The sequence below is a fragment of the Allofrancisella guangzhouensis genome (assembly GCF_000815225.1).
GTDB classification, from domain to species: Bacteria; Pseudomonadota; Gammaproteobacteria; order Francisellales; family Francisellaceae; genus Francisella; species Francisella guangzhouensis.
The window spans coordinates 493,382-515,080 of record NZ_CP010427.1 but is presented as its reverse complement, the minus strand read 5'-3'; the positions used below and the strand labels follow the sequence as shown (position 1 = coordinate 515,080).

Genomic DNA, 21,699 nt, shown 5'->3' with positions numbered 1-21,699 from the left:
TTCTTACTCTACTTTACCGCCAGCTTTTTCAATAGCTTCCTTCGCACCTTTCGTGCAAGCTACTCCTTTTAGATTTATAGCTTTTTGGATTTCTCCGCTAGCTATAACTTTAGCTGTTTTTATATCTTTTCTAACTAGACCAGAGTCTTTTAGAATATCCAAAGTTATCTCATCTGCTGCAATACTATTTAATTCATGCAACCTGATTTCAGCAACATATCTTTTAGTTGAAGAAGTAAAACCAAACTTTGGCAATCTTCTTTGTAAAGGCATTTGTCCACCTTCAAAACCAACCTTATGATAGCCGCCTGAACGTGCTTTTTGTCCTTTATGCCCTTTACCAGAAGTTTTACCTAGACCACTTCCTATACCACGACCTAGTCTCTTAGGAGCACTTTTTGAACCAACAGCAGGAGCAATTGTATTTAATTTCATCTTATACTACCCCTCTATTTTAACCATATAATATATTTTATTAGCCATACCTCTGTTCTCAGCAGTGTCAAGAACTTCTACCGTATGATGCATCTTTCTCAATCCTAAGCCTCTAGCACATGCTATATGATTTTGTTTACGACCAATAAGGCTTTTTACCAAAGTAACTTTGAATGTTTTAGCTTGAGTCATTTTAAATTACTCCTGAATTTCTTCAACAGAAAGACCTCTTTTTTCAGCGATCTCCTCTGGTGATTTAATTTTTGCCAAACCAGCGATGGTCGCTCTAACAACATTCGCAGGGTTAGTAGAACCATAAGTTTTTGCTAAAACGTTATGGACACCTACAGCCTCAAAAACCGCACGCATAGCACCACCGGCAATAATACCCGTACCAGCTGATGCAGGCTGCATGAATACTTTAGATGCACCATGATTGGACATTACTGGATACCATAAAGTATCGTTGTTCAAATTTACTGATACCATGTTTCTTCTAGCGCTTTCCATGGCTTTTTGAATAGCTACAGGCACTTCTCTTGACTTACCTCTACCTATTCCAATTTTGCCTTTTCCATCACCCACAACTGTCAAAGCAGCAAAGCTCATAATTCTACCGCCTTTTACTGTCTTAGAGTGCCTTTTAACACTAACTAATTTTTCAATCAGTTCTTCATTTTTTTTCACTTCATTAGACATAATGAATAATCATCCATATTTTATTTATTAAAACTGTAGACCATGTTCTCTAGCAGCATCTGCTAAAGCCTTAACACGTCCATGATACTTATATCCTGACCTATCAAAAGCAACTTTTTCTATACCTTTTTCTTTACATCTATTAGCGATTATTTCACCAACAATAACAGCAGATGCTACATTCCCAGTATATTTGCACTTTGCTTTAATATCTTTCTCTACAGTAGATGCAGCAGCCAATACAGTAGAACCATCACCAGAGATAACTTGAGCGTAAATATGCTTAGGCGTTCTATAAACACAAAGCCTTGTATGCCCTAGTTCTCTTAGTTTGATTCTAGTACGCTTACTACGACTCAAACGAGCAGTTTTCTTATCCATAATAATACTATCCTTTACTACTACTTCTTCTTAGCTTCTTTCTTAGCTACAAATTCGTCTTCATAACGAACACCCTTACCTTTATAAGGCTCTGGCTTTCTATAATCTCTAATTTCCGCAGCTACTTTACCTAAAAGTTCTTTATCAGCACCCTTCAGAATTATCTCCGTAGGAGCTGGAGTTTCTGCCATTACTCCCTCAGGCAATTGATAAACAACAGGATGTGAAAAACCTAAAGTTAAATTCAACTCGCCACCTTGAGCTTTAGCACGGTAACCAACACCTATAATTTTCAATTTCCTTTCAAACCCTTTTGTTACACCTTCAATCATATTATTTAATATAGCTCTAGCTGTACCAGATTGGGCAATAGCATTTTTACTATTGTTTAAAGGTTTTATATTAGCAAGATTATTAGCAATATCAAAACTCACATCAGTAGAGAATTTTTTTGTCAAACTTGCTTTAGCACCTTTAACTTGCACCTGATTGCCAGCAGCAACATTTATCGTAACACCGCTTGGTATAACAACAGGCTTTTTACCTATTCTTGACATTATTATGTTCCTCCAAACTTAAGCTACATAGCCAATGATTTCGCCACCAACACCAAGAGCTCTAGCTTTTCTATCGCTCACCAAGCCTTTTGAAGTAGAGACAATAGCAACACCAAAACCACCATATACTTTAGGTAATTCTGCATGTGACTTATATATTCTTAAACTTGGTCTAGAAACTCTTTTGATCATTTCGATCACAGGAGCACCAGCATGATATTTAAGCTCAATAACTATACAAGGATGGCCTATTGCTGTTATTGCTTTTGAACATTCTGCAATATAACCCTCTTGTACTAAAAAGTTTGCTATTTCCATTTTCATCTTTGAAAAAGGAACAGAAACGGTTTCTTTATGTGCGGAAAGACCATTTCTAATTCTTGTAAACATATCCGCTATAGGATCTTGCATACTCATAATCTAAATTCCTTATTACCAACTAGCTTTTTTCAAACCAGGAACATCACCTGCCATCGCATATTCTCTTAGTTTATTACGACATAAACCAAACTTTCTATAAACAGCGTGAGGTCTACCTGTAACCTTACATCTTCTCTGAACTCTAGAAGCTGAAGAATTTACTGGTAATTTTTGCAGCCTAATTTGAGCTTCCCATTTTTGCTCTTCAGTAGAGTTTACATCAAGAATAATAGCCTTAAGCTCAGCTCTTTTTTGAGCATATTTAGCTACTAATTTTTCTCTTTTTAACTCCCTCTGAATCATAGATTTCTTTGCCATTTAAAACCCCAATTTAATTATGATTTAAAAGGAAAACCAAAAGCTCTAAGCAAAGCTCTTCCCTGGTCATCATTTTTAGCAGTAGTTGTTATTGAAATATCTAAACCTCTAATGATATCTATTTTATCGTAATCAACTTCTGGGAAAGATATTTGTTCTCTCATACCCAAACTATAATTACCTCTACCATCAAAAGACTTAGGACTTAAACCCCTAAAATCTCTAATTCTAGGGATAGCAATTGTTATAAGCCTATCTAAAAACTCATACATACGCTCGCCTCGTAATGTAACTTTACAACCTATTGGCCAACCATCACGTATTTTAAAACCAGCGATAGATTTTTTAGACTTAGTAACAACTGGCTTTTGCCCAGCTATTGCTGTCAAATCGTTTAATGCAAAAGTCATAATTTTTTTATCTTTTGCTGCATCACCAACACCCATATTAAGAGTAATTTTCTCAATACGTGGTACTTCCATTATATTATCCAATTTAAGCTCATTCTTTAACTTAGCAACAAGCTCTTTTTGATAATGATCTTTTAATCTTGCCATAAAACTTATTCCTATAAGTCTACAAGCTCGCCATTAGACTTAAAGTAGCGAACCTTTTTCTCATCAACAAATTTATAACCCACTCTATCAGCTTTTTGTGTAGCTGGGTTAAAAATAGCAACGTTCGAAGCATCTATAGGAAGTTCTTTTTCAACAACTCCACCTTCGATACCTTTATTTGGGTTTGGCTTAACATGTTTTTTTACAACATTTATGCCTTCAACCAAAACTAAAGAACCACCTTTAGTGAACGATTTAACCACACCTCTGCGACCTTTATCTTTACCAGCAATAACTATTATGTCATCACCTTTTTTTAATCTATTCATTACTACACCTCAATAAATAATTATAGTACTTCTGGTGCTAAAGATACAATCTTCATGAACTTTTCAGAGCGAAGTTCTCTTGTAACTGGACCAAAGATACGAGTGCCAATTGGCTGACCATTAGCATTTAATAATACAGCTGCATTATTGTCAAAACGAACTAAGGAACCATCTCTTCTGCGTACACCTTTAGCAGTCCTAACAACCACCGCATTATACACATTTCCTTTTTTAGCTTTACCTCTTGGAGAAGCTTCTTTCACCGTAACTTTGATAACATCACCTATAGACGCATATCTACGATGAGAGCCTCCCAAAACTTTTATACACTCAACTCTCTTAGCGCCACTGTTATCAGCAACTTGGAGTTCTGTCTGCATTTGAATCATACAAATAACCCTTATTTATTATTATATAAAGACTGCAGTGACTTTTTGCAGTCCGATAAATATATCAATAAACAAAAATAAAATCAAATTTATTATTTTTCTCTATGGATAATATCCACTAAACACCATTTTTTAGTTTTTGAGTAAGGCTTTGTTTCCTTAAACTTAATAACATCACCTTCTTTACATTCATTGTTTTCATCATGAACATAATATTTAGTAGTTTTTTTTACAAACTTGCCATACAAAGGGTGTTTAACATATCTTTCAGCTTTTACAACTACAGTTTTATCCATAGCATTGCTAAAGACTTTACCCTCTAGTAATCTAATTTTATCGCTCATATTATAGGCACCCTATCTATTCTTTTCTGATATTATTGTATTTATACGAGCAATATTTCTTTTTGCACTCTTAAATAAGTGATTTTTCTTTAATTGTCCCGTACCCTTTTGCATACGAAGTGAGAATAACTGTTGTAGCAACTCTACTTTAGCTTCTTGCAACTGGTCAATACTTTTACCTCTATAATCTTTTAAAGTATCTTTTCTCTTCATTACATCACCTGTTTTTCAACAAAAGTTGTAGATACTGGCAACTTAGCAGCTGCTCTTGCAAAAGCTTCACGAGCCAACTCCTCTTTAACACCAGTAATCTCATATAGCACACGTCCTGGCTGAATTTGAGCAACCCAATACTCAACCGAACCTTTACCTTTACCCATACGAACTTCTAAAGGCTTTTGTGTAATAGGCTTATCTGGAAAAATTCTTATCCAAACTTTACCACCACGCTTAATGTGACGATTAATTGCTCTTCTACCCGCTTCTATTTGTCTAGCAGTGATTCTACCTCTAGATGTTGCTTGAAGACCAAACTCACCAAAGCTTACTTTATTGCCTTTATGAGCCAAGCCTCTATTACGCATCTTTTGCTGTTTACGAAACTTTGTACGCTTAGGCTGTAGCATTATCTAGCTCCTTTTTTATTATTTTTCTTCTCAGCTAATTGGCCTGGAAGAATTTCACCTTTATAGATCCAAACTTTAACACCAAGAACACCGTAGGTTGTTAATGCTTCTGCTGTAGAATAATCAACATCTGCTCTAAAAGTCTGCAAAGGAACTCTACCGTCTCTAGCCCATTCAGAACGAGCTATTTCAGCACCACCTAAACGACCACTAACCATAACCTTAATACCTTTAGCGCCTGACTTCATCGCAGCTTGCATAGCCTTTTTCATAGCTCTCCTAAACATCACTCTTTTTTCTAATTGTTGAGCGATACTCTCAGCCACTAATTTAGCGTCTAATTCTGGTTTACGAACCTCTTCGATATTAATTTGAACAGGAATACCAATTAACTTATGGATTTCTGCACGTAACTTTTCAACATCTTCGCCCTTTTTACCAATCACAATACCAGGCCTTGCTGTATGGATTGTAATTTTAGCGTTTTGAGCAGGTCTCTCTATTTGAATCTTACTAACTGCCGCAGAGGCTAATTTTTTGTGTAAAAACTCTCTTACTTTAATGTCTTCATTAAGCTTTGTAGCGTAGCTAGAAGAGTCTGCATACCACGTCGAACGCCAGTCTCTTATATAACCCAAACGAATTCCATTAGGATTTACTTTTTGACCCATTATTACTACACCTCTTAATTTTTCTCAGCAACTTTCACAGTAATATGTGAAGTTCTTTTTAAAATACGATTACCCCTACCTTTAGCTCTTGCTTCAAAACGCTTTATAGTAGGACCCTCATCTACAAACACAGTTGAGACATATAAAGAGTCAATATCCATACTATCATTATGCTCAGCATTAGCAATTGCAGAGTTTAAAACATTTTTTATCAAAACTGCTGCTTTTTTGTTACTAAAAGTCAAAATATTAAGAGCTTTCTCTACTGGTAATCCTCTAACTTGATCAGCGACTAACCTGCATTTCTGAGCTGAGATTCTTGCAAATTTTAATTTAGCTTGTACTTCCATGTATATAACCCCAACTATTTCTTCTTAGCTTTTTTATCAGCTGCATGACCACGGTAGTTACGAGTTATCGCAAACTCTCCTAACTTATGGCCTACCATTTCTTCTGTCATAAGAATTGGTACATGTTGCTGACCATTATGTACAGCTATAGTTAAACCTATCATATCTGGCACGATCATTGATCTTCTTGACCAAGTTTTGATCGGCTTCTTAGAATTGCTTTCTTGCGCTTCAAAAACCTTTTTCAGTAGATGATGATCCACAAAAGGTCCTTTTTTTAACGAACGAGGCACAATCTTCTCCCTAATTACTTACGTTTTTGAACAATTAATTTATTAGAGCGTTTATTTTTACGCGTCTTATAACCTTTTGTAGGTATACCCCAAGGAGTAACAGGATGTCTACCACCTGAAGTACGACCCTCACCACCTCCATGCGGATGGTCTACTGGGTTCATAGCCACACCTCTAACAGTAGGCCTAATACCTCTCCAACGCTTAGCACCAGCCTTGCCTAGAGATTTTAGGTTATGTTCAGAGTTAGATACAACGCCAATAACAGCTCTACAATCCAAGAGTACCCTTCTCATCTCACCCGATCTTAAACGAATAATTGCATATGCATTATCCTTACCAACAAGCTGAGCAAAAGCACCTGCACTTCTAATCAACTGAGCACCTTTTTTAGGCTTCATCTCGATATTATGAATCACCGTACCTAGAGGAATATTTCTAAGTGGCATACAATTACCAACAGCTACATCAACTTTCTCACCAGAAATTATTGACATATCCTTACTTAATCCCTTAGGTGCAACAACATATCTTCTTTCACCATCAGCATATAAAACTAAAGCAATATTTGCACTACGGTTAGGATCATACTCAATTCTTTCAACCTTAGCTACAATATCATCCTTATTTCTTTTAAAGTCAACTATACGATAGTGTTGCTTATGACCACCACCCTGATGACGCACTGTTATCCTACCAGTATTATTTCTACCAGCATTTTTTCTCTTCACCTCTACCAAACCTTTGAATGGCTTACCTGTGTGTAATTCTGTATTTTTTACGCTCACTACGTGGCGGCGGCCAGGTGAAGTAGGTTTAGCTTTTTTTATTTCAATCATGACTTATAAACCTTCTTAAAAATTACTCTGCACCAACAAAATTGATATCATGACCCTCAACAAGTTTTACGTAAGCTTTTTTCCAAGCTTTTGTTCTACCTTCAATACGGCCAAATCTTCGTGCTTTACCCTTGACATTAAGAATATTAACTGATTCAACCTTAACTTCAAATAGCTGCTCAATTGCATCCTTAACATCATACTTATTAGCAAACCTAGCAACCTCAAATACAACAGTAGAATTAGCTTCTGATAAACCATAAGTTTTGTCAGAAACATGAGGTCTTACAACAGTTTTTAATATTTTTTCTTGAGAACTCATACCAACTTCTCCTCGATCTCTTTTATTGCCTTTTTAGTCATAACTACATTTTCAAAGCATACCAAAGAAACCGGATTAATATCCATAGAATCACATACAGCTACATTCTTAAGGTTTCTCGAAGAGAGATATAAGTTTTCACTAAACTCCTCAACTCCAACAATAAAAAGCACATCTTTAAAACCTAAAGTATCAACCATAACTTTAAATTCTTTTGTTTTTGGAGTTTCCAACTTCATTTCCTCAACAACAACCATCCTGCCTGATCTTAACAACTCAGATAAGATTGATTTAACCGCACCAGCATACATCTTACGATTAACTTTTTGCTTATAACTTTTAGGTTTAGCGGCAAATGTAACTCCACCCTTTCTAAATATAGGAGAACGAATAGTCCCAGCTCTAGCTCTACCTGTACCTTTTTGTCTCCAAGGCTTTGCTCCACCACCAGAAACTTCTGATCTAGTCTTTTGGGCTTTTGTACCTTGACGAGCACCTGCCATGTAGGCAACAACAACCTGGTGAATTAAAGACTCGTTATAGTCGATCGCAAAAACGTTATCTGCAAGATCAACAGAACCAGCCTCTCCACCAGTTAATGATTTAATATTTAAGTCCACAATAACTCTCCGGTATTTTAATATTTAATCTACTAACTCTTTACAGCTGAAGAAACTATAACATCTCCACCAACCGATCCTGGAATACCCCCCTTCAAAAGAAGCAAACCATTTTCTGCATCCACTCTCACAACTTCAAGCGACTGGATAGTAACATTTTCATTACCCATATGCCCAGCCATTTTTTTGTTCTTAAAAACTCTTCCTGGAGTTTGATTCTGACCAGTAGAACCATGAACTCTGTGAGATAAAGAATTACCATGAGTAGCATCTTGAGTAGCAAAGTTATGGCGCTTTATAGCTCCTGCAAAACCTTTACCTTTTGAAACACCTCTTACATCAACCTTCTGACCAGCTTCAAATATTGTAGCGTCAAAAGAGGAACCAACCTGATACTCACTACCACTATCTACTGTAAATTCCCATAAACCTCTTCCAGGTTCCACACCAGCCTTAGCATAGTGCCCAGATATAGGTTTATTTACGTTAGAGCGTTTTTTAAAGCCCGTAGTTACCTGAACAGCGTTATAACCATCCTTTTCAACAGTCTTAAGTTGTGTAACCATATTTGGCTCCACATGAATAACTGTTACAGGTATAGAAACACCATCTTCAGTAAAAATACGAGTCATACCACATTTGCGACCAACTAATCCTAAAGACATTATTTAATCCTCTATTATTATTATATTAACCCCATGATTACGATTGACCATAGAGACCCAATAGTCACCCTCTGGATACATAAAACCCAAAAAGTAACATACATATTAACTTAAACTGATCTGAACATCAACACCTGATGCTAAATCTAGCTTCATAAGAGCATCTACCGTCTTATCTGTAGGCTCCACGATATCGATCAATCTCTTATGAGTTCTTATCTCATATTGATCTCTTGCTTTTTTATTTACGTGAGGAGAAATCAAAATTGTAAATCTCTCCTTACGAACTGGTAAAGGGATAGGTCCCTTAACTTGTGCCCCTGTTTTTTTAGCTGTATCAACTATTTCTTGTGTAGAAACATCAATAAGCTTATGATCAAAGGCTTTCAATCTAATTCTAATACGTTGATTATTTATAGCCATTTTTTATTCCTTTTATATTATGAGTTACGAGATTTTATAATTTCATCTGCAATATTATTTGGTACTTCTGCGTATTTTTTAAATTCCATAGAGAAAGAGGCTCTACCCTGGCTCATAGAACGTACATTAGTTGCATAACCAAACATTTCTGCAAGAGGAACTAAAGCACTAACTACTCTACCACTTGGGTTTTCATCCATACCTTCAATGATACCCCTTCTTCTATTTAAATCTCCCATAACATCCCCAAGATAATCTTCTGGAGTTACAACCTCAACTTTCATAATAGGCTCTAAGATACATGCGTTAGCCTTCTTAGCACCCTCTTTAAGGGCCATAGAACCAGCAATCTTAAACGCCATTTCAGATGAGTCAACATCATGGTATGAACCATCATATAAAGTTGCCTTAACACCAATCATAGGGTAACCAGCCAAAACACCATTATTTAACTGCTCTTCGATACCTTTAGCAACCGAACCAATATATTCTTTAGGAACTGAACCACCAACAACTTCATCAACAAACTTGAAAACTTTAGCTTCACCGTTCTCATCAACTTCATTTAAAGGTTCAAATCTAACAAAAACATGGCCATACTGACCACGACCACCAGATTGACGCACAAATTTAGACTCTTGCTCAACTTTTGATCTAATTGTTTCCCTATATGCAACCTGTGGATTACCGACGTTAGCCTCAACCTTGAATTCACGTCTCATACGGTCAACGATAATATCCAAGTGCAGCTCGCCCATACCAGAAATAATAGTTTGACCACTTTCTTCATCAGTTTTAACCCTAAAAGAAGGGTCTTCTGCTGCAAGCTTACCCAAAGCTATAGACATCTTTTCTTGGTCCGCCTTACTCTTAGGCTCTACTGCCACAGATATCACCGGCTCTGGAAATTCCATTCTTTCAAGAATAACAACATCATTCATATCACAAAGAGTATCACCAGTTGTTACATCTTTAAGACCAATACAGGCTGCTATATCTCCTGCTCGAACTTCTTTAATCTCTTCACGCTTATTTGCATGCATCTGTACCAAACGTCCAATACGTTCTTTTTTACCTTTAACAGGGTTATAAACAGCATCACCTGATTTAAGCACCCCAGAATAAACACGTATAAATGTTAAATTACCAACAAACGGATCTGTTGCCAATTTAAACGCTAAAGCTGCAAATGGAGCGTTGTCTGACGATTGACGTGCAGATGGCTCGCCATCCTCTGTTTCACACTTAATAGCTGGAACCTGATTAGGAGCTGGTAAATAACGCACAACTCCATCAAGAACAGCTTGAACTCCCTTGTTTTTAAATGCCGACCCACAAAAAGCTAATACAATCTCATTAGAAATTACACGCTTACGCAAACCTTCATGGATTTCTTCTTCAGTAAGCTCACCCTCTTCCAAATATTTTTCCATAAGCTCTTCAGAAGCTTCAGCAGCAGCTTCTACCATTTCCATACGAAGCTCTTCCGCTCTATCTTGAAGTTCTGCAGGAATGTCAACAAGCTCATAAGTAAGACCCATGTCCTCTTCATTCCACATGATAGCCTTCATTCTAACAAGGTCTATCACGCCCTTGAAATCCTCTTCAGCACCAATATTTAACTGTACAGGAACAACATTTGCTTTTAATCTAGTTCTAATCTGCGCACAAACCCTTTCAAAATCAGCACCAGATCTATCCATCTTATTAACAAAAACTATCCTAGGAACACCATACTTGTTTGCTTGACGCCATACAGTTTCTGATTGAGGCTCAACACCTGAAGAACCACAAAAAACAACCACCGCGCCATCAAGAACACGCAAAGAGCGCTCCACTTCAATTGTGAAATCAACGTGACCTGGAGTATCAATAATATTTATACGATGCTCGTGAAATTGCTGATCCATACCCTTCCAAAACGTGGTAGTAGCAGCTGAAGTAATTGTAATACCTCTTTCTTGCTCTTGCTCCATCCAATCCATTGTAGCAGCACCATCATGTACCTCACCTATCTTATGGGATAACCCCGTATAAAAAAGGATACGCTCAGTAGTAGTAGTTTTACCTGCATCAACGTGAGCACAGATACCTATATTTCTATATTTTTCTAAATCTGTTTTACGAGACACTATCTTTCTCCTTAATTACCATCTAAAGTGGGCGAATGCTTTATTAGCCTCTGCCATTTTATGAGTATCTTCTCTCTTCTTGACAGCAGCACCTCTACCCTCTAAAGCCTCCAGGATTTCAGCAGCGATCCTATCACCCATAGTACTCTCTTTTCTCTTACGAGCAGCTTCTATGATCCATCTCATCCCCAAAGTTTGACGACGCTCTGGTCTAACTTCTACAGGAACTTGGTAAGTAGCACCACCAACACGACGAGACTTAACCTCAACCATTGGACTGACGCCCTCTAAAGCTTGCTCAAAAGCTTCAACTTCATTAACTGAAGCATTTTTCGCCTTAATTTTATCAAATGCACCATACACTATTTTTTCTGCGATGGATTTTTTACCATCTAACATTATATGGTTAACAAATTTAGTAACAACCTGACTCTTATATTTAGGATCAGGTAAAATATCTCTTTTAGGAGCTCTATTTCTTCTAGACATTAATACACCTTCTTCAAATTAAAGTTAAAACACAAACTAAGACTTAGGACGCTTTGTACCATACTTAGAACGACCGCGCTTACGATTATTAACACCTGAAGCATCTAAAGCACCTCTAACAGTGTGATAGCGGACACCTGGCAAATCTTTAACCCTACCACCTCTAATTAACACTACACTGTGCTCCTGCAAGTTATGACCTTCACCGCCTATGTAACTTGTTACTTCAAATCCACTCGTTAATCTCACACGAGCGACTTTTCTAAGAGCTGAGTTAGGCTTTTTAGGAGTAGTAGTATAAACTCTTGTACACACACCTCTTCTTTGAGGACAAGCCTTCAACGCAGGAACTTTAGATTTAACAACCGATCTCTTGCGAGGGTTGTTCACCAACTGATTTATAGTTGCCATTAGTTATTATTCTCCGTTTTTTATTATCAGTTTTTAATTTTATGCAAATTTTTAACGCTACCTCTTATACACAAAAAGGGCATTAGACGACAATAATAACAAAAAAACAAATAAAAGAAAAGAAAAAGATACTACTCTTTCGAGCCACCAAAAACCGATCTAAAAGCCATATATAAATAGTTACACATAGAGTAAATCGTGAGAACGACGGCGATGTATAACATCAAAAATCCCAAAAATATAAACCAAGTATTGAAACTTGTATAATCAACTGAGTAGTCAAAATTTATAGCAGGCTTAATAAGAAATATGAATAATGCCGCCATCTGAGCTGTAGTTTTAACTTTTCCCCAATAACCAACTTTAACCACACTACGCTGACCCAACTCCGCCATCCACTCACGCAAAGCTGAAACAATTATCTCTCTACAGATCATTACAATAGCAGGAATTGTTGCCCACCAATAAGGATACATTTCAATAAACAAGCACAATGCTGTAGCAACAATTAGTTTATCAGCAACCGGGTCAAGAAATGCTCCTAGCTTGCTAGTTTGCTGCCACCTACGTGCTAAATACCCATCAAGCCAATCAGTAGCAGCACCAAGTAAAAATAAAGTTGCTGTAATGCCATGATGATGAGGGAATCGAAAATAATAACAAATCACTATAAAAGGTATTAAAACCAAACGACCAAAAGTTAGAATATTAGGGAGGTTAAAAAACATATTTACACTCCTGTGTGACCAAAGCCACCATCTGCTCTACTAGTCGCGCTAGTGAATTCCTCAACTAGCTCAAATTCAGCCTGTACAACTGGCACTATAACAAGTTGAGCAAATCTCATCAAAGGCTCAATCTCTATAACTTCTTGAGATCTATTAAAACAAGAAACTTTTAACTCTCCTTGATAATCAGAATCTATAAGTCCCGTCCCATTTCCCAAAACTAATCCTTTTTTATGTCCAAGACCAGATCTAGGAAGAATCAAAGCTGCGTAACCAGGATCTGATATATTTATAGCCACACCAGTACCTATAAGCTTACATTCACCAGGCTTTAAGAAAAATTTTTCACTAATACAAGCGCTTAAATCTACTGCTGCTGATCCTGCAGTACCATATGATGGCACCTCTTTTATATTCTCTTTGTCTAATATTTTAATCTGTATTCTCATAATAAAGTACCTTAAATCACAAACACACCAACAATATGACCCAACAACACGAATAATGGTAGTGTTGGCATATAACCATCCAATCTATCAAGTATTCCACCATGTCCCGGCAAAATATTACCACTATCTTTTACCCCAGCAATACGCTTCATCATGCTCTCAAAAACATCCCCAACAACTGATACTATAGCTACAACAGCTGAAATAGCAACCATGAAAAAATATTGAACAACACTTAAATTCATAAAGAATAAAAATATCACAGCAACAATAACAGCTCCTAGAAGCCCACCAAACAATCCTTCTACTGTTTTATTAGGGCTTAAACGCGGCAACATTTTTTTCTTACCAATAGCTTTACCAGTAAAATAAGCTACACTATCAGCTGCAGCAATAACCAAAATAAACATAAATATCCAAGCAACACCATTATTATGCAACACATACAAACTTGCACAAAAAGGAGAAATAGCAAAAAGCCCCATAAGCAGTATTTGATTTGTAGTTAAAGAATCCATTTTCTGTCTTTCATACTGACTTAACTTAAAGATCGCATACATCCAAAATAGCGGAAATATAAATTGCAAGTACACAAAAAATCCAGAAACCAAGAAGATAGCTACAGAAAATATAACTAAATTCTTAACCATACATTCTTCTGGAACTTTTGCAAGCTTTAGCCACTCATAGGCTGATAATATAGCCACCCCAAAAACCCCCACTCCAAACAAATAATCTGAAGAGTAAAGTAAAAAACCAAAAACTACCAGAACCAACACTATTCCTGTCACTATTCTTTCTTTCATAAATCCTCTTTAGATTAAAATTCTAAACTTGTTCACCACTCTTTCCAAACCTTCGTTGGCGCGAATGAAAATAATCTACCGCCTCCTGCATTTCCTTTTTGGAAAAATCAGGCCACATCACACCCGTAAAGTACATTTCAGCATAGGCCAATTGCCATAACATAAAATCACTAAGTCTAACTTCTCCACTAGTCCGAATAAGCAAATCAACAGGAACCGTTCCACCAACTAAATATTTCCCAAAAGAGTCATTATCTAAACTTTCTATAGACAAATCATTAAAAATAACATCTCTAGCAAAAGCTTTTGCTGCGTTCACAATATCCCAACTGCCTGAGTAATCAATAGCTAGCCTAAGTTCTAGACCTGTATTATCTTTGGTTAAATCCTCACTTTGAACTACTTTTTCCAGCAATTTTTTAGATAACCGTGTCCGATCCCCAACAACCTTAAGGACAATATTGTTTTTATCAAGTTTTGGTGTTTTATCCCTCAGTGTTTTATAGAAAAGGTCCATCAAATCTGAAACCTCTTGAGGCGACCTAGACCAGTTATCTCGACCAAAAGCAAATAAAGTAAGAATTTGTATGGAATTTTCTACGCAATACTCTATCGCAGCATCAACACTTGCTATTGAATTCCTATGACCAAACACTCTTGGCTTAAGTTTTTTTCTTGCCCATCTACCATTGCCGTCCATAATTATAGCAACATGTCTTAGAGCACTATTCTCAGCCAAAGTCATAAATATAATTTTAATAGCATTATGTTATTAGTTAAATGATAAAAAAGAATAGTTACAAATACAAGTTTTATTAAGAAATTAAAAGTTTAAAGAGACATTAAATCATGTTCTTTTTTAGCTGCCATAGCATCAGCTTGAGCTATCATTTTATCAGTAATCTTTTGAATATTATCCTCTGCTCTTTTAGCCTCATCTTCTGTAATTTCTTTTTCTTTAAGCAGCTCTTTAATATCGCTATTAGCATCACGACGGATATTTCTAATAGAAATTCTACCATTTTCGGTTTCGGATTTAACAAGCTTCACAAGCTCTCTTCTTCTTTCTTCATTTAATGCTGGCAGTGGAATCCTAAGACTATCACCCAAGTTAGCTGGATTAAGCCCAAGGTCAGAAGTCAAAATAGCCTTTTCAATTTTAGCTGCCAACCCCTTTTCCCAGGGTGTAATTCCCAATGTTCTAGCATCTAAAACAGTTATGTTAGCAGCCTGTGAAATTGGCGTCTCAACACCATAGTAATCTATAGTTACATGAGCCAAAATATCAGGATGCGCCCTGCCTGTCCTAATTTTTGCTAAATCGTCTGATAAAACTTCTAGAGATTTAGCCATTCTAGTTTCTGCATTTTTTATAACATCATTTATCATAAAATTTTCCTTTATTAATCTAAAGTTACCCAAGTACCATACTTGGAGTCAGTTATAGCATCAAGTAAAGCTTGTGGTTGACATAAATCAAAAACATAAATAGGTACATTAAAATCTCTACACTGTGTAAAAGCACCCAAATCCATTACACACAATTCCCTACGCACAACCTCTTCAAAACTAATGCTCTCAAAACGTTTAGCATCCTTATACCTACCTGGATCCTTATCATAAATACCATCAACTGTAGTTGCTTTAAGCAAAGCATCTGCATCTATCTCAATAGCCCTAAGACTAGCTGAGCTATCTGTAGTAACAAAAGGATTCCCAGTACCGCCAGCAAATATAACTATTTTACCAGCTTCTAATGCTTGATTATATTCATGTGCACTAGCAACTTTAAGTAACCCATCAACGCCTTTTGCAGAGAAAACATCAACATCCAAACCTTCTGATATGAGCATATCTCGCAATGCTAAAGCGTTTATCATTGTTGCTATCATACCCATAGAATCAGCCGTAGCTCTTTTAATTTTGTCGTCAAAGTTAGCTCTACCCCCACGCAAAATATTACCACCACCAATAACTATGGCTAGTTCTACACCTGCTTGAGTAAGGATTTTAATTTGATCTAAGATAGATTGTGCAGCTTGAACACTTATACCAAAACCATGATCTGTAGATAGAAACTCCCCACTGAGTTTAAGCAAGACACGCTTAAATTTAGGGGTTATTTTAGAATATTCTGAGGAATCACTAGACATAAAGTTAACCTTTGATTTGATTCATTACCTCTGTTGCGAAATCTTCTTCTTTTTTCTCGATACCTTCACCGACATCTAAACGGATAAAGCTAAGTACTTTTGCACCCTTATCTTTAACTAGTTTTTCAACTTTAATATTAGGATCTTTTACAAAAGCTTGACCCAAAAGAGCAACTTCATCTAAGAATTTACGAATTCTTCCTTCAATCATTTTTTCAATGATCTCCATAGGCTTGCCACTTTCTTTTGCTTGAGCTGTAAAAATTTCTTTTTCTTTAGCTACCACATCAGCTGGAACCTCATCACCTGAAACAACCATAGGGTTTACAGCAGCAACATGCATAGCTATATCTTTAGCAAGCCCCTCATCACCACCCTCTAGAGCGACTACAACACCTATTTTGCCACCATGAACGTAAGATCCCAATGTAGGAGCCTCTAAAGTTTTTACTCTACGAACCTGGATGTTTTCACCAATTTTAGCAATTAGTGATTTTCTTGCTTCTTCCACTGATTCTTTATGCACTGAGAGCTTAGCAGTCAAGACTTCTTCTATATTTTTTGCATTTGCAGTATGAGCAGCCTTAGCAGCTTCTCTAGCAAAAGTTTTAAAGCTTTCATCTCTAGCAACAAAATCTGTTTCTGAATTAATCTCAAGTAATATCGCTCTACCTTCAGCAACATAAGCTTCGATAATACCTTCAGCAGCAATACGAGAAGCCTTTTTATCAGCCTTTGCTTGACCAGAGATTCTCATTTCTTCAGCAGCTTTTTCAATATCTCCATTTGCAGAAACAAGAGCTTTTTTACACTCCATCATACCTGCACCAGTTCTTTCCCTAAGTTCTTTTACTAATTTAGCAGAAATATTTGACATTGTTTTAGCTCCTATTTGTCTTCTTGTGCTTCTATAATTTCTTGTACTTCTGTAGTTTCTTTAGTCTTTGCAGCTATCGCCTTATCTAAACCTTGAGCATCAATGATAGCGTCAGCAAACTTACTCATATAAAATGTTATTGCCTTAACAGCATCATCATTACCAGGGATGATATAATCAATACCCTCTGGGTTAGAATTTGTATCTACTACAGCCACAACTTTGATACCTAACTTTTTAGCTTCTTGGATAGCAATATGCTCTTTATTACTATCAATCACTACGATAGCATCAGGAATACCACCCATTTCTTTGATACCACCAAGAACTTTTTCTAATTTTTCAATAGTTCTCAAGTTCTGTAACATTTCTTTCTTAGTTAAAGATTCTAAAGTACCATCTTCTCTCATTTTTTCTAATTGAGCTAACCTTTTTATGGATTGTCTAACAGTTTTATAGTTAGTAAGCATACCACCTAACCATCTGTGACTTACATATGGCATACCACATCTTTTAGCTTCAGCTTCAACCACAGGTTGTGCTTGTCTTTTAGTACCAACAAAAAGTACTTTACCGCCATTAGCTACTGTTTTACCAACAAAATTTACAGCATCTTGAAAAAGTGGAACTGTTTTTTCTAAATTGATAATATGAACCCCATGATTAATGCCGAAAATATATTCGTTCATTTGTGGGTTCCAGAAAGCTTTTTTGTGCCCAAAATGCACGCCAGCTGATAACATATCTTTCATTAATGACATTTGATTTTCCTCTTTTGGGTTATGATCTAGCATCCAAACTATTTCAAATATCCTAGGACACCCCTTGAAATAGCTATAATTGAAAAGATGCTTGATTTATTAAATTAAACATATACCTGCTTAAAAACACATTTAAGCTCGCCTATCATATCACAACTTGACCGTAAATTACAAAGCTATTTGGCTATTTACCATGACGATTGCTGCTTCTATAGCCTACTAGGTATAAAAGTAGCATTAACTGAATAGCTTTAAAAGTTAGTAACATAGTTGATAACTTACTACTTTTTAGTGTAGCTAGAGCTAGCTATAAGCTGTAATAAACTACATATAGAACTCTCTTTCAACTATTCTAAAACTTTCAGAATACATATCCAGCACCTATTTCGATAAACTCATACCAAAAGTAAGTTAAAAAAAATGTAACTAAAATTAAAATTTTAGTAAATTAGTGGTTAAAAGTTGAAAAAAATTTATTTTTTATTATAATAACTTTTTAAATAATTTATTAAACTAAAAAACATATTTATTTAATCAATAGATAATTTGTTAAAACAATACAAATAGCAAGGATAACTAATATGAAAAAAGCTCTTTTATGCGCTGCAACTATTTTAATGATGTCTTCTTCATTATTTGCTTCGATTAACATTTATGATTCCTATGGTAAAAGAACTTGGTCTTGGTCCCAAATACCTAGTGGTGATGATATTAATTCTAGTTCTGTTTCTCAAATGTTAGCAAATTGGCAAAACGATAGTAATCCACAGATAGTTGTAGGTTTAAAGAATAGTGCAGTTAAATATTATGATGGTTCAAAGTGGACTGAACTACATAATGACGGTTGGGTTGATCCAGTTAAGCAAATGTCAGTAAATTGGACAGATGCTGGTAATCCAAAGATAGTTGTAGGTTTAGGTACTAGGTCATTTAATTTATTTAATAAAGATGGTGGAGCAATTGAATATTACAATGGTTTAAAGTGGATTGAGTTACAAGGTAATGGTTGGAAGTCTCCAGTTGAGCAAATGTCAGTAAATTGGCAAGGTGATGGTAATCCACAAATAGTTGTAGGTTTAGGTAATGGAGCAGTTGAATATTATAATGGTTCAAAGTGGACTTGGTTAATTGATAATAGTGTTCTTAGTGCAGTTACCAACATGTCAGTGGATTGGCCATGGCAAGGTTATGGTAATCCGCAGATAGTTGTAGGTTTACTTAATGGGTCTGTTTACTACTATAATAGTTCAGAGTGGACTAATTTACAGAATGAGTATCTTGGTTATGCTAAAATTAAGGGGATGTCAGTGTATTGGGCAGTTGATGGTCATCCAAAGATAGTTTTGGGACTAGATACTGGACCAGTTCAATACTGGGATTATAGCTGGGAAGAATTACTTCCTGCTACTACTCATAATGATTATATAGGTAAAATGTTAGTAGAGTGGAAAAATGGGATTTTATCTACAATACTTGCAGCTACTACTGATAGATAATTAGAATACTTTTTCATCTTACGCAAATAATCAATATATAAGCCTTTAGTCAAAGCTATCTACAGCTTTTTGACCGTGTGCAGAGGGCTATTTAATTATTTCGTAAAATGCTACAATACCAAACATATTTTTAAAAAATTTAATATCTAAAATGATTTCTCTAATTGTTGCTTACGATAAAAACTTTGGAATCGGTAAAGAAAACTCTTTAGCTTGGAAGCTTTCTGAAGATTTAAAGAATTTTAAAAAAATAACCGAGAATAACTATATTGTAATGGGAAGAAAAACTTTCGAGTCTATCGGAAGACCTCTACCAAATCGTAAGAATATAATTTTAACTAGAGATAAAAACTACAAGCAAGATAACTGCTTAATTATTCATAGCGTAGAAGAAATAATTAATTTTTCAAAATCAAAACCTCATTATGAAATATTTATAATTGGTGGTGCTCAAATATATAAAGAATTTATAAATTTGGCTGATAGATTATATATCACAGAAGTTGATACTCAGATCAAAGATCTTGACGCATTTTTCCCTAAATGGGAGGAACCAAAATATAAACGTATAGGCCAAAAACAATACCTGAAAGATGATAAAAACGAGTTTGATTTTACATTTAGCGTGTTTGAAAAAAACATAATTGGTTAAAAAACTCCTCGAATACAAACCTAAAAAACACTATTTAATTATAAGCTTCTATTAGCTATACTCTTGTCTACTTTTATAAGAAAAACTATCTTATATGTATAACAAAGAGTTTCAAACAACACTCTATATATCATTAATATATAGCTTCAGAATGATAGGGTTATTTATAATATTTCCTATATTTAGTCTATATATCGACCACCTACAATATGCTACCCCTTTTCTTATAGGTTTAGCACTTGGTATATATGGGCTAACTCAAGCTTTACTACAAATTGTTTTAAGCATACTATCTGACCGCTTTGGTCGCAAACCTATAATAGCGTTTGGATTAATACTTTTAATTATAGGGAGTATCATATCAGCCTATTCAACCAGTATTTATGGAATTATAATAGGTAGAGCTATCCAAGGAGCTGGAGCAATTGGCAGCACACTTACAGCACTAGTTGCTGATACAACTAAAGAAGAAAACCGTCTTAAAGCAATGTCTATGATTGGGCTATCTATTGGATTTTCTTTTATAGTGGCGATGATGCTTAGCTCTATTTTAAATAGCATTATCGGATTATCAGGAATTTTTTGGCTAACTGCTATATTTGGTGTAGCCGGAATACTTATGCTAACCAAAATTCCAACCCCTAAAACTCCTAGTTTCCACCATGAAGCTAAGACAGTGTTTGGACTAATCAAAGATGTAATCATTCACCAAGAACTGTTACGCCTTAACTACGGTATATTTAGTTTGCACGCTATCCTAACTGCTCTTTTTATAATAATTCCAACTATCCTAACAAATATTCTACAAATCCCAACCAGTTACCAATGGATGGTATACCTACCTGTTTTAATCATATCGTTTTTCATAATGTTTCCATTTGTTATGATTGCTGAAGTTAAACGTAAAATGAGAAAATACTTTATATTAGCAATAGCTCTACTGGCAATATGTTTAACAAGCCTAGTGTTTGGATATAGTCAAACTCTTGTATTAACCACTATACTCATCTTCTTTTTTGCAGCTTTTACTTTCTTAGAGTCATGCTTACCATCATTAGTATCTAAAATTGCCCCTGCTGGCAGCAAGGGTACTGCTATGGGGATTTTCTCCAGTTGCCAGTTTTTCGGCATTTTTATAGGAGGTGCTGTAGGAGGAATTATTTTCCATCATTTTGGAATCTTTGGTATACTAGTATTTTGTATTTTATTAGCACTCTTATGGTTAATAATTTCTCTAGCTATGACTGAACCAACTTACTTAAACTCAAAAATTTATAAACTAAACTGCCATGTATCTGAAATCAAAGATCAATTAGAAAAATTTCTCCTTAAAGAAAAAGGTGTTTATGAGTCAATAGTTTGTCCAGATGAGGAAACAATTTATCTAAAAGTAGATAAAAAAGAATTCAACGAAACCTCGTTTATCCATAAAATACGAAGAGAATTTAGTTGTCAGTTCATCAACCCATAACTATAAAAATATTGTAATCATAAAGCTTCTTTCCTT

35 protein-coding genes are annotated in these 21,699 nt (G+C 35.5%); 3 read left to right on the top strand and 32 right to left on the bottom strand.

What is annotated here, in order from left to right; genetic code table 11:
• Positions 1 to 3: 3 nt before the first annotated feature.
• The 32 genes from rplO to rpsB all read right to left on the bottom strand — a co-directional run bounded on the left by rplO (position 4) and on the right by rpsB (position 18,044).
• A complete protein-coding gene (gene rplO, locus SD28_RS02405; RefSeq protein WP_039123626.1) occupies positions 4 to 435 on the bottom strand; it encodes a 50S ribosomal protein L15 in 432 nt (143 codons plus the stop codon).
• A 6-nt stretch (positions 436 to 441) separates the two neighbouring features.
• On the bottom strand, positions 442 to 627 hold the full coding sequence (gene rpmD, locus SD28_RS02400; RefSeq protein WP_039123610.1) for a 50S ribosomal protein L30: 186 nt from the start codon (positions 625 to 627) through the stop codon (positions 442 to 444).
• Between the two features lie 6 nt (positions 628 to 633).
• Positions 634 to 1,134: a 30S ribosomal protein S5 gene (rpsE, locus tag SD28_RS02395; RefSeq protein ID WP_039123604.1), complete on the bottom strand. Its 501-nt coding sequence runs from the start codon at positions 1,132 to 1,134 to the stop codon at positions 634 to 636.
• A 27-nt stretch (positions 1,135 to 1,161) separates the two neighbouring features.
• Positions 1,162 to 1,515 carry a 50S ribosomal protein L18 gene (gene rplR, locus SD28_RS02390; protein WP_039123602.1) on the bottom strand — a complete coding sequence of 118 codons (354 nt, stop codon included), beginning with the start codon at positions 1,513 to 1,515 and terminating at the stop codon, positions 1,162 to 1,164.
• Positions 1,516 to 1,535: 20 nt separating this feature from the next.
• A complete protein-coding gene (gene rplF / locus SD28_RS02385) occupies positions 1,536 to 2,072 on the bottom strand; it encodes a 50S ribosomal protein L6 (protein WP_039123601.1) in 537 nt (178 codons plus the stop codon).
• A gap of 18 nt (positions 2,073 to 2,090) precedes the next feature.
• Positions 2,091 to 2,489, bottom strand: a complete 399-nt coding sequence (gene rpsH / locus SD28_RS02380) for a 30S ribosomal protein S8 (protein WP_039123600.1) — start codon at positions 2,487 to 2,489, stop codon at positions 2,091 to 2,093.
• A gap of 15 nt (positions 2,490 to 2,504) precedes the next feature.
• Positions 2,505 to 2,810, bottom strand: coding sequence for a 30S ribosomal protein S14 (gene rpsN / locus SD28_RS02375; RefSeq protein WP_039123599.1), 306 nt, complete (start codon positions 2,808 to 2,810; stop codon positions 2,505 to 2,507).
• A 17-nt stretch (positions 2,811 to 2,827) separates the two neighbouring features.
• Complete coding sequence (rplE, locus tag SD28_RS02370; protein ID WP_039123598.1) at positions 2,828 to 3,367, bottom strand: 50S ribosomal protein L5; 540 nt, start codon at positions 3,365 to 3,367, stop codon at positions 2,828 to 2,830.
• An 11-nt stretch (positions 3,368 to 3,378) separates the two neighbouring features.
• A complete protein-coding gene (rplX, locus tag SD28_RS02365) occupies positions 3,379 to 3,696 on the bottom strand; it encodes a 50S ribosomal protein L24 (protein ID WP_039123597.1) in 318 nt (105 codons plus the stop codon).
• A gap of 20 nt (positions 3,697 to 3,716) precedes the next feature.
• Entirely contained in the window at positions 3,717 to 4,085 is a 369-nt protein-coding gene (gene rplN / locus SD28_RS02360) for a 50S ribosomal protein L14 (RefSeq protein WP_039123596.1), read from the bottom strand.
• A gap of 92 nt (positions 4,086 to 4,177) precedes the next feature.
• Positions 4,178 to 4,429 carry a 30S ribosomal protein S17 gene (gene rpsQ / locus SD28_RS02355; RefSeq protein ID WP_039123594.1) on the bottom strand — a complete coding sequence of 84 codons (252 nt, stop codon included), beginning with the start codon at positions 4,427 to 4,429 and terminating at the stop codon, positions 4,178 to 4,180.
• A 12-nt stretch (positions 4,430 to 4,441) separates the two neighbouring features.
• Positions 4,442 to 4,642, bottom strand: a complete 201-nt coding sequence (gene rpmC / locus SD28_RS02350) for a 50S ribosomal protein L29 (protein WP_039123592.1) — start codon at positions 4,640 to 4,642, stop codon at positions 4,442 to 4,444.
• On the bottom strand, positions 4,642 to 5,055 hold the full coding sequence (gene rplP / locus SD28_RS02345; protein WP_039123590.1) for a 50S ribosomal protein L16: 414 nt from the start codon (positions 5,053 to 5,055) through the stop codon (positions 4,642 to 4,644). Before rplP ends, rpmC begins: the two co-directional genes overlap by 1 nt.
• Positions 5,055 to 5,726 carry a 30S ribosomal protein S3 gene (gene rpsC / locus SD28_RS02340; protein ID WP_039123588.1) on the bottom strand — a complete coding sequence of 224 codons (672 nt, stop codon included), beginning with the start codon at positions 5,724 to 5,726 and terminating at the stop codon, positions 5,055 to 5,057. Before rpsC ends, rplP begins: the two co-directional genes overlap by 1 nt.
• Before the next feature lie 14 nt (positions 5,727 to 5,740).
• Positions 5,741 to 6,076 (bottom strand): 50S ribosomal protein L22, encoded by a 336-nt coding sequence (gene rplV, locus SD28_RS02335; RefSeq protein WP_039123586.1) that lies wholly within the window; start codon positions 6,074 to 6,076, stop codon positions 5,741 to 5,743.
• A gap of 14 nt (positions 6,077 to 6,090) precedes the next feature.
• Entirely contained in the window at positions 6,091 to 6,369 is a 279-nt protein-coding gene (gene rpsS, locus SD28_RS02330; RefSeq protein ID WP_039123585.1) for a 30S ribosomal protein S19, read from the bottom strand.
• Positions 6,370 to 6,383: 14 nt separating this feature from the next.
• Positions 6,384 to 7,208: a 50S ribosomal protein L2 gene (rplB, locus tag SD28_RS02325; RefSeq protein WP_039123584.1), complete on the bottom strand. Its 825-nt coding sequence runs from the start codon at positions 7,206 to 7,208 to the stop codon at positions 6,384 to 6,386.
• Between the two features lie 22 nt (positions 7,209 to 7,230).
• Positions 7,231 to 7,530: a 50S ribosomal protein L23 gene (gene rplW, locus SD28_RS02320; protein ID WP_039123583.1), complete on the bottom strand. Its 300-nt coding sequence runs from the start codon at positions 7,528 to 7,530 to the stop codon at positions 7,231 to 7,233.
• Positions 7,527 to 8,150 (bottom strand): 50S ribosomal protein L4, encoded by a 624-nt coding sequence (rplD, locus tag SD28_RS02315; RefSeq protein ID WP_039123581.1) that lies wholly within the window; start codon positions 8,148 to 8,150, stop codon positions 7,527 to 7,529. The genes rplW and rplD overlap by 4 nt, the downstream gene beginning before the upstream one ends.
• A 32-nt stretch (positions 8,151 to 8,182) precedes the next feature.
• On the bottom strand, positions 8,183 to 8,815 hold the full coding sequence (rplC, locus tag SD28_RS02310; RefSeq protein ID WP_039123575.1) for a 50S ribosomal protein L3: 633 nt from the start codon (positions 8,813 to 8,815) through the stop codon (positions 8,183 to 8,185).
• Positions 8,816 to 8,920: 105 nt separating this feature from the next.
• Complete coding sequence (rpsJ, locus tag SD28_RS02305) at positions 8,921 to 9,238, bottom strand: 30S ribosomal protein S10 (protein ID WP_096334699.1); 318 nt, start codon at positions 9,236 to 9,238, stop codon at positions 8,921 to 8,923.
• A 17-nt stretch (positions 9,239 to 9,255) separates the two neighbouring features.
• Positions 9,256 to 11,370: an elongation factor G gene (fusA, locus tag SD28_RS02300; protein ID WP_039123574.1), complete on the bottom strand. Its 2,115-nt coding sequence runs from the start codon at positions 11,368 to 11,370 to the stop codon at positions 9,256 to 9,258.
• A gap of 15 nt (positions 11,371 to 11,385) precedes the next feature.
• Complete coding sequence (rpsG, locus tag SD28_RS02295; protein ID WP_039123573.1) at positions 11,386 to 11,859, bottom strand: 30S ribosomal protein S7; 474 nt, start codon at positions 11,857 to 11,859, stop codon at positions 11,386 to 11,388.
• A 36-nt stretch (positions 11,860 to 11,895) separates the two neighbouring features.
• Complete coding sequence (rpsL, locus tag SD28_RS02290; RefSeq protein WP_039123572.1) at positions 11,896 to 12,270, bottom strand: 30S ribosomal protein S12; 375 nt, start codon at positions 12,268 to 12,270, stop codon at positions 11,896 to 11,898.
• A 131-nt stretch (positions 12,271 to 12,401) separates the two neighbouring features.
• Entirely contained in the window at positions 12,402 to 12,998 is a 597-nt protein-coding gene (gene pgsA / locus SD28_RS02285) for a CDP-diacylglycerol--glycerol-3-phosphate 3-phosphatidyltransferase (RefSeq protein WP_039123571.1), read from the bottom strand.
• A 2-nt stretch (positions 12,999 to 13,000) separates the two neighbouring features.
• A complete protein-coding gene (gene dut / locus SD28_RS02280) occupies positions 13,001 to 13,447 on the bottom strand; it encodes a dUTP diphosphatase (protein WP_039123569.1) in 447 nt (148 codons plus the stop codon).
• Positions 13,448 to 13,458: 11 nt separating this feature from the next.
• Positions 13,459 to 14,253: a phosphatidate cytidylyltransferase gene (locus tag SD28_RS02275; RefSeq protein WP_039123567.1), complete on the bottom strand. Its 795-nt coding sequence runs from the start codon at positions 14,251 to 14,253 to the stop codon at positions 13,459 to 13,461.
• Positions 14,254 to 14,275: 22 nt separating this feature from the next.
• On the bottom strand, positions 14,276 to 14,998 hold the full coding sequence (uppS, locus tag SD28_RS02270) for a polyprenyl diphosphate synthase (RefSeq protein WP_039123563.1): 723 nt from the start codon (positions 14,996 to 14,998) through the stop codon (positions 14,276 to 14,278).
• Between the two features lie 86 nt (positions 14,999 to 15,084).
• A complete protein-coding gene (gene frr, locus SD28_RS02265) occupies positions 15,085 to 15,642 on the bottom strand; it encodes a ribosome recycling factor (RefSeq protein WP_039123560.1) in 558 nt (185 codons plus the stop codon).
• A 14-nt stretch (positions 15,643 to 15,656) separates the two neighbouring features.
• The gene (gene pyrH / locus SD28_RS02260; RefSeq protein WP_039123556.1) at positions 15,657 to 16,406 is read right to left on the bottom strand and encodes a UMP kinase; all 750 of its coding nucleotides are present in this window, start codon (positions 16,404 to 16,406) and stop codon (positions 15,657 to 15,659) included.
• A 4-nt stretch (positions 16,407 to 16,410) separates the two neighbouring features.
• Positions 16,411 to 17,283, bottom strand: a complete 873-nt coding sequence (tsf, locus tag SD28_RS02255; RefSeq protein WP_039123555.1) for a translation elongation factor Ts — start codon at positions 17,281 to 17,283, stop codon at positions 16,411 to 16,413.
• An 11-nt stretch (positions 17,284 to 17,294) separates the two neighbouring features.
• Entirely contained in the window at positions 17,295 to 18,044 is a 750-nt protein-coding gene (gene rpsB, locus SD28_RS02250; protein ID WP_039125727.1) for a 30S ribosomal protein S2, read from the bottom strand.
• Positions 18,045 to 18,625: 581 nt separating this feature from the next.
• On the opposite strand from rpsB, the gene SD28_RS02245 reads away from it, so the two are divergent.
• From SD28_RS02245 to SD28_RS02235, 3 genes are all read left to right on the top strand, one after another.
• The gene (locus SD28_RS02245) at positions 18,626 to 19,540 is read left to right on the top strand and encodes a hypothetical protein (RefSeq protein WP_039123554.1); all 915 of its coding nucleotides are present in this window, start codon (positions 18,626 to 18,628) and stop codon (positions 19,538 to 19,540) included.
• Between the two features lie 151 nt (positions 19,541 to 19,691).
• The gene (locus tag SD28_RS02240) at positions 19,692 to 20,192 is read left to right on the top strand and encodes a dihydrofolate reductase (RefSeq protein ID WP_052251861.1); all 501 of its coding nucleotides are present in this window, start codon (positions 19,692 to 19,694) and stop codon (positions 20,190 to 20,192) included.
• 94 nt (positions 20,193 to 20,286) lie between these two features.
• On the top strand, positions 20,287 to 21,663 hold the full coding sequence (locus SD28_RS02235; RefSeq protein ID WP_039123552.1) for an MFS transporter: 1,377 nt from the start codon (positions 20,287 to 20,289) through the stop codon (positions 21,661 to 21,663).
• The last annotated feature ends 36 nt before the right edge of the window (positions 21,664 to 21,699 follow it).

What these genes read in the sequence shown, in the direction of transcription:
- rplO (WP_039123626.1), bottom strand. Translation starts at nt 435, where the DNA reads ATGAAATTAAATACAATTGCTCCTGCTGTTGGTTCAAAAAGTGCTCCT.
- rpmD (WP_039123610.1), bottom strand. Translation starts at nt 627, where the DNA reads ATGACTCAAGCTAAAACATTCAAAGTTACTTTGGTAAAAAGCCTTATT.
- rpsE (WP_039123604.1), bottom strand. Translation starts at nt 1,134, where the DNA reads ATGTCTAATGAAGTGAAAAAAAATGAAGAACTGATTGAAAAATTAGTT.
- rplR (WP_039123602.1), bottom strand. Translation starts at nt 1,515, where the DNA reads ATGGATAAGAAAACTGCTCGTTTGAGTCGTAGTAAGCGTACTAGAATC.
- rplF (WP_039123601.1), bottom strand. Translation starts at nt 2,072, where the DNA reads ATGTCAAGAATAGGTAAAAAGCCTGTTGTTATACCAAGCGGTGTTACG.
- rpsH (WP_039123600.1), bottom strand. Translation starts at nt 2,489, where the DNA reads ATGAGTATGCAAGATCCTATAGCGGATATGTTTACAAGAATTAGAAAT.
- rpsN (WP_039123599.1), bottom strand. Translation starts at nt 2,810, where the DNA reads ATGGCAAAGAAATCTATGATTCAGAGGGAGTTAAAAAGAGAAAAATTA.
- rplE (WP_039123598.1), bottom strand. Translation starts at nt 3,367, where the DNA reads ATGGCAAGATTAAAAGATCATTATCAAAAAGAGCTTGTTGCTAAGTTA.
- rplX (WP_039123597.1), bottom strand. Translation starts at nt 3,696, where the DNA reads ATGAATAGATTAAAAAAAGGTGATGACATAATAGTTATTGCTGGTAAA.
- rplN (WP_039123596.1), bottom strand. Translation starts at nt 4,085, where the DNA reads ATGATTCAAATGCAGACAGAACTCCAAGTTGCTGATAACAGTGGCGCT.
- rpsQ (WP_039123594.1), bottom strand. Translation starts at nt 4,429, where the DNA reads ATGAGCGATAAAATTAGATTACTAGAGGGTAAAGTCTTTAGCAATGCT.
- rpmC (WP_039123592.1), bottom strand. Translation starts at nt 4,642, where the DNA reads ATGAAGAGAAAAGATACTTTAAAAGATTATAGAGGTAAAAGTATTGAC.
- rplP (WP_039123590.1), bottom strand. Translation starts at nt 5,055, where the DNA reads ATGCTACAGCCTAAGCGTACAAAGTTTCGTAAACAGCAAAAGATGCGT.
- rpsC (WP_039123588.1), bottom strand. Translation starts at nt 5,726, where the DNA reads ATGGGTCAAAAAGTAAATCCTAATGGAATTCGTTTGGGTTATATAAGA.
- rplV (WP_039123586.1), bottom strand. Translation starts at nt 6,076, where the DNA reads ATGGAAGTACAAGCTAAATTAAAATTTGCAAGAATCTCAGCTCAGAAA.
- rplB (WP_039123584.1), bottom strand. Translation starts at nt 7,208, where the DNA reads ATGATTGAAATAAAAAAAGCTAAACCTACTTCACCTGGCCGCCGCCAC.
- rplW (WP_039123583.1), bottom strand. Translation starts at nt 7,530, where the DNA reads ATGAGTTCTCAAGAAAAAATATTAAAAACTGTTGTAAGACCTCATGTT.
- rplC (WP_039123575.1), bottom strand. Translation starts at nt 8,815, where the DNA reads ATGTCTTTAGGATTAGTTGGTCGCAAATGTGGTATGACTCGTATTTTT.
- rpsJ (WP_096334699.1), bottom strand. Translation starts at nt 9,238, where the DNA reads ATGGCTATAAATAATCAACGTATTAGAATTAGATTGAAAGCCTTTGAT.
- rpsG (WP_039123573.1), bottom strand. Translation starts at nt 11,859, where the DNA reads ATGTCTAGAAGAAATAGAGCTCCTAAAAGAGATATTTTACCTGATCCT.
- rpsL (WP_039123572.1), bottom strand. Translation starts at nt 12,270, where the DNA reads ATGGCAACTATAAATCAGTTGGTGAACAACCCTCGCAAGAGATCGGTT.
- pgsA (WP_039123571.1), bottom strand. Translation starts at nt 12,998, where the DNA reads ATGTTTTTTAACCTCCCTAATATTCTAACTTTTGGTCGTTTGGTTTTA.
- dut (WP_039123569.1), bottom strand. Translation starts at nt 13,447, where the DNA reads ATGAGAATACAGATTAAAATATTAGACAAAGAGAATATAAAAGAGGTG.
- SD28_RS02275 (WP_039123567.1), bottom strand. Translation starts at nt 14,253, where the DNA reads ATGAAAGAAAGAATAGTGACAGGAATAGTGTTGGTTCTGGTAGTTTTT.
- uppS (WP_039123563.1), bottom strand. Translation starts at nt 14,998, where the DNA reads ATGACTTTGGCTGAGAATAGTGCTCTAAGACATGTTGCTATAATTATG.
- frr (WP_039123560.1), bottom strand. Translation starts at nt 15,642, where the DNA reads ATGATAAATGATGTTATAAAAAATGCAGAAACTAGAATGGCTAAATCT.
- pyrH (WP_039123556.1), bottom strand. Translation starts at nt 16,406, where the DNA reads ATGTCTAGTGATTCCTCAGAATATTCTAAAATAACCCCTAAATTTAAG.
- tsf (WP_039123555.1), bottom strand. Translation starts at nt 17,283, where the DNA reads ATGTCAAATATTTCTGCTAAATTAGTAAAAGAACTTAGGGAAAGAACT.
- rpsB (WP_039125727.1), bottom strand. Translation starts at nt 18,044, where the DNA reads ATGTCATTAATGAAAGATATGTTATCAGCTGGCGTGCATTTTGGGCAC.
- SD28_RS02245 (WP_039123554.1), top strand. Translation starts at nt 18,626, where the DNA reads ATGAAAAAAGCTCTTTTATGCGCTGCAACTATTTTAATGATGTCTTCT.
- SD28_RS02240 (WP_052251861.1), top strand. Translation starts at nt 19,692, where the DNA reads ATGATTTCTCTAATTGTTGCTTACGATAAAAACTTTGGAATCGGTAAA.
- SD28_RS02235 (WP_039123552.1), top strand. Translation starts at nt 20,287, where the DNA reads ATGTATAACAAAGAGTTTCAAACAACACTCTATATATCATTAATATAT.